This is a genomic window from Peribacillus sp. P4_D6, assembly GCF_056401795.1.
Map to the genome: position 1 here is coordinate 1 of NZ_JBFUIQ010000207.1, position 4,423 is coordinate 4,423.

3 protein-coding genes and 2 pseudogenes are annotated in these 4,423 nt (G+C 42.3%); 4 read left to right on the forward strand and 1 reads right to left on the reverse strand.

The genetic code is table 11. From position 1 onward, the window contains the following. Positions 1-393: pseudogene (locus AC1DVB_RS25410) on the reverse strand (sigma 54-interacting transcriptional regulator); the annotation flags it as partial. Positions 394-947: 554 nt separating this feature from the next. Between AC1DVB_RS25410 and AC1DVB_RS25415 the strand changes: the two are divergent. The 4 genes and pseudogenes from AC1DVB_RS25415 to AC1DVB_RS25430 all read left to right on the forward strand — a co-directional run bounded on the left by AC1DVB_RS25415 (position 948) and on the right by AC1DVB_RS25430 (position 4,241). Next, positions 948-1,178 carry a hypothetical protein gene (locus AC1DVB_RS25415; protein WP_034307744.1) on the forward strand — a complete coding sequence of 77 codons (231 nt, stop codon included), beginning with the start codon at positions 948-950 and terminating at the stop codon, positions 1,176-1,178. Positions 1,179-1,293: 115 nt separating this feature from the next. Further along, a pseudogene (locus AC1DVB_RS25420) lies at positions 1,294-2,673 on the forward strand (purine-cytosine permease family protein). A gap of 47 nt (positions 2,674-2,720) precedes the next feature. Continuing rightward, complete coding sequence (locus tag AC1DVB_RS25425; RefSeq protein WP_477591542.1) at positions 2,721-3,710, forward strand: heme-dependent oxidative N-demethylase family protein; 990 nt, start codon at positions 2,721-2,723, stop codon at positions 3,708-3,710. A 12-nt stretch (positions 3,711-3,722) separates the two neighbouring features. Next, on the forward strand, positions 3,723-4,241 hold the full coding sequence (locus AC1DVB_RS25430) for a hypothetical protein (protein WP_241634306.1): 519 nt from the start codon (positions 3,723-3,725) through the stop codon (positions 4,239-4,241). The last annotated feature ends 182 nt before the right edge of the window (positions 4,242-4,423 follow it).

Consider the following 4,423-nt stretch of genomic DNA (forward strand, 5'->3'; position numbering starts at 1 on the left):
GTCAACAGGGTGTGAGGTCGTACTTCCAATTGGTGTGACAACTCGTTCCTGAAGGACACGAAGCAGTTTTACCTGTACGTTAAGCGGTAACTCGCCCACTTCATCCAAAAATAAGATACCTTTATGGGCCAGTGTGAATTTTCCCTTGGCGCCTTCTTTCCGTGCGCTGGTAAAAGCCCCTTCTACATAGCCAAACAGTTCGCTTTCAATCAGGTTTTCCGGAATGGCGCCGCAATTGACAGGTATAAATGGTCCGTCGCTTCTATTACCCATATTATGTATGGCCCTGGCGGCTATTTCCTTTCCTACACCGGATTCCCCCAATAAAAGGACGGTTGCGCTGACATCACAAACCATTTGCATTTTATGCAGAACATCAAGCATCGGTTTACTGCGGATCACAAATGGAAAAGTTGGCTTTTTCGCTTCCATTAATGGTCCCGATTGCCCCCTTGATGTAACTGGATATGAGTCTTTAATTTCTTTGTAAGCCCAGACCCATGCCCCGGATTCAATTGGGTATGCCGTCATCAGCAGCTCATGACCCTGCCATGAGGACTGCATGATAGATCTTTTCTCATTTTTGCCCATAATCTCTTCTGCCAAGCTTGTGGAAAATAAATCTTGTTCAACATCCTTGATGGAACCACCGACATTAGCGGATTTGATTGTATGGAATAAGGTTTTCCCTGTTCCGGTCGATTTCATGATGGTGCCATTTTTATCTGTCACAATAAGCTGGTCGTAAATAGACAAGAGTGCAGAGGTGAAGTGATCCATTTATGTCTACCTGCCTTTCATTTAACTTCCTAGTTTCATATTACAGAAATTTCACAATTGTTCAATAGTTTCAAAAATGAATATTCTTCCTATTGAAAACCCTGTTAGCATAGTGCTTTCTGATTGGCATGGTTATTGCAATAAGTAAAGAGAAGGGACTAGAAAGCATGATTGCAAAGGAGGGAGAAGCGATTTTGAATAAAGAGAATCAGTTCCAACAGAATATCAATTCTGAAGATCCCTTTATTAAAAATCTATATTCAGATTTGAATGAGCGGATCAATGCGTATGAGCAGGAAGATGCCGTGAAAATCGAAAAAATGAAATGGAGTGATGCGACAGGTTCTATTTTTTTCATGATTTTAATCATCGCCTACCTAATCTATTCATTTGTCTAAAATGTTGTTTAGGTCACGAAGAACAATGACAGCCTCATTCCAAGCCATACAATCATTATTTTAATAGTTGGGAGAGAAGCGTGTGAGCAAAGAAAATTCCTCCATTTCAAAGGATGTGGCCTTTGGGTTCTTACCGGCAAGTAAAAACGACCGGATTTTTAACCTACGGGATTTAATTTTAGTTCAAGTTGTTATTGGCCTCTCATCTTTTGGGCTGTTGACTGGCGGATATACAGGTACAATGCTTGACGCGAAGCAGTCACTTGCAGCGATTTTATTCGGTAACGCCTTCCCTATGCTGTTGATTGTTCCCATTACCCTTTATTTTGCGCGTTATGGCATAGACACTTTTGTAGGGTTTCGAAGTTCACTTGGTTATTTAGGATCCAATATCTTTTTCTTTGTTTTTCTTATTTTAACCCTCGGCTACATTTCCATTGCGCTCTTTATGTCCGGCCAGGCGTTGGCAGAGGCTGCTAATTGGCTGGGGATGCCCGCGATTTTTTCAAGTCAAGCAATGGGGGCGCCGTTTTTCTCGATATTACTCTTTATCTGTGCATTTCTTGTAACCGTGAGGGGACCGGTAGCGATTCAAAAATATACCGCAGTGGCCGTGCCGGTTTTTATGGTTCTCATGTTTGGCCTTCTCGCAATTGTTTTGTTTGGACAGGGATTCACGAAAGTTGCCCATATACTTCCTTCTGAACCCTTTGAAACGACTTCTCGTTAATTCGCGACAGCCCTGGAATTAAATATCGGTCTCGGCTTTTCATGGCTTCCGTATCTTGGCCAATACAGCCGTTTGTCCAAAACAGAAGGAGGCGCATTTAAAGCGGGATTCTACAGCTATGGAATCATCGTCTGTATCGCTGCTTTAGTTGGGGCCCTTGCTGCATTAGTCGCTGGTTCACTTAATCCTTCTGACTGGATGTTTTCCATCGCAGGAAGTTGGGGCGGCTTCATTGGCTTGATTTTACTTTCGGTAGGGAATGTCGGTGCAGCCATTTTCCTTATGTACTCACAAGCTGTCAGCTTTAAAACTGTATTCCCGAAAAAATCATGGATGATTGCGATGGGAACGACCGTACCGACTATATTCTTACTTCTAAGCTCAACGTTCTACGATGCATTTGGCTCATTCATTGCTGTCATTTCCTTCATTATGGCTGTACTTGGCGGCATTGTCGTGGCAGATTACTTTTTTGTAAAGCGCCAACGCATTTCAATAAGGGATTTGTATGACACACAAGGCTCTTATACTTATTGGAAAGGCATTAACCCGTCTGCCGTTCTCACGGTGGTCATTGGAACGATCGTTTACTGGGCACTCTATAATCCATTGACTTTTGAAGCAAGTGACTTTTTCCTTTATACAGCTGCCGGAATTCCAACATACTTTGTCGCTTTAGTCACCTACTATGTTTCATCTAAATACATTTTCCGTTATGAAGTTGACATTGTGCGTCCATCCATGGAATTAAAGGAAGCTAAGTAGAAAAAAACTCACTTTAAAGAATCTAGGGAACGAGAGGAGATTGTTCAATGTTTACACAAAGTTTAGATTTCAAAACAACAGATTTAGATACATTCCCATTTCCATTCACTTCAGGTAACTATCGTTATTCAAACGACTTGAAAAAACTCTCAAACGTTAACTGTATTGAAGTTACACCAGAATACAAACTCCAAGTGGAAACGAAGCGTCGTCTCCTTGAAGAACAGCCGCATATAAGGTTTCAATCTTTTTCACACACAATGGAAATGCAATGGGAAGTATTGGAAATGCTGATTGACATGGCAGCTGATCGCTATCCGGAGCATTTCGAGGTCATTAAAGATGGGGACAAATGGACTTTCAAGAACCACATTTTCGGGGAAACCGATTCATTCGTGTATGGCGATGCCAGCACGCTCCCAAATGAGCCGCTTGACTATATAGGCCGCCATTTCCATAATGATTTTGTTTTAATGGTTCATCGCGATAGTAATTTCTATTTGGAAGTGGGTCAAGTTTCATACGCTGCACTCTTCTCGGCTAACTGGAATAAAGGGATGTCCTTTGATGAGATACATGCACCTGTTCCATTCGTATCACGGAAAGGTGATGAACTCGCAGATCGCGTTCGTAAGTTTTTATTATCCATCGAGCCAGGAAAGCCATGGACACGCATCAATTGGAACCTGATGGCGGACCGTTGGGATGTTAACTATGAAACGATGGATGTYTGGGGACCGCAACGTTCTGAAATAACACCGGAAAATGCAGGTAAACTTGTTCGTTTACGTGTTGAAGAACAAAAATTTTATCGCATGCCACGATGCAACGCCATTCTATTCGTATTGAATACTCAATTCCTGCCGCTAGAGGATTTGACATTGCGCCAGGAGTGGTTTGATCTAACATATAGCGTACTGCAGGATATTCCCGGGCCAATGGCTGAATACAAAGGAATTGCCCCATTCCTACCACAATCGGTCGAATATTTGAGGAGTATCGATGAAAAGAAAAAAGCGAAGATAAACAATAAGTAGGAGGATAGGGCCTTGTACAATAGTCCAGTATTGTTTGATAAATCCATTACGATCGTAAACAAATTTACCCCTCGGAATGAACGAAGAAAGTTTGTCGTCATTTCCGATCAAGCCGGATATGATCAGGCGAAAAGTTTCACTTCTGAAATTGCAGGTACAGTGCCTGTTGAATGTCTATCCATTAACGGAATGGAAGATAAAGAGGAGATTAAGAGAGTCATCCTGTCACAAAAGATGGGCACCCAATTTTATATTGCGGCTGCATGGAACAATGCCGTGATGATCTTCTCGCTCGGAGTGGAGGCTGGTCTATCAGAAGCTGAGATCCAGACGGTGATTATCGGGCCTAAACGACGATACGTATATTGCATGAAATGTTTCGAAGTGTCGGAAGTCGAAGAAGAAGCAGAAATTGCAGAATGTGACCATTGCAAAGCCAGTCTTGAAATAGGTCCTTTTTATTCAATCGTACGGGAAGGTTATATTGGTTACCCATACATCCCGATCGGAAAAGAAGAAGTAGGGAGCTGATCATCATGCGGGTAGTAGGAAATATTCAAATGAAAGTAAACAAGATCATTCAAGAAACTCCATTCGTGAAACAGTTCGAGTTGATTCCAGTTGATGGAAAGCCGTTGCCTGCATTTACAGGCGGTTCGCATTTGACCACTTACATGCCGGCTGGAGATAAGATTTTCGAGAGAGAGTACTCC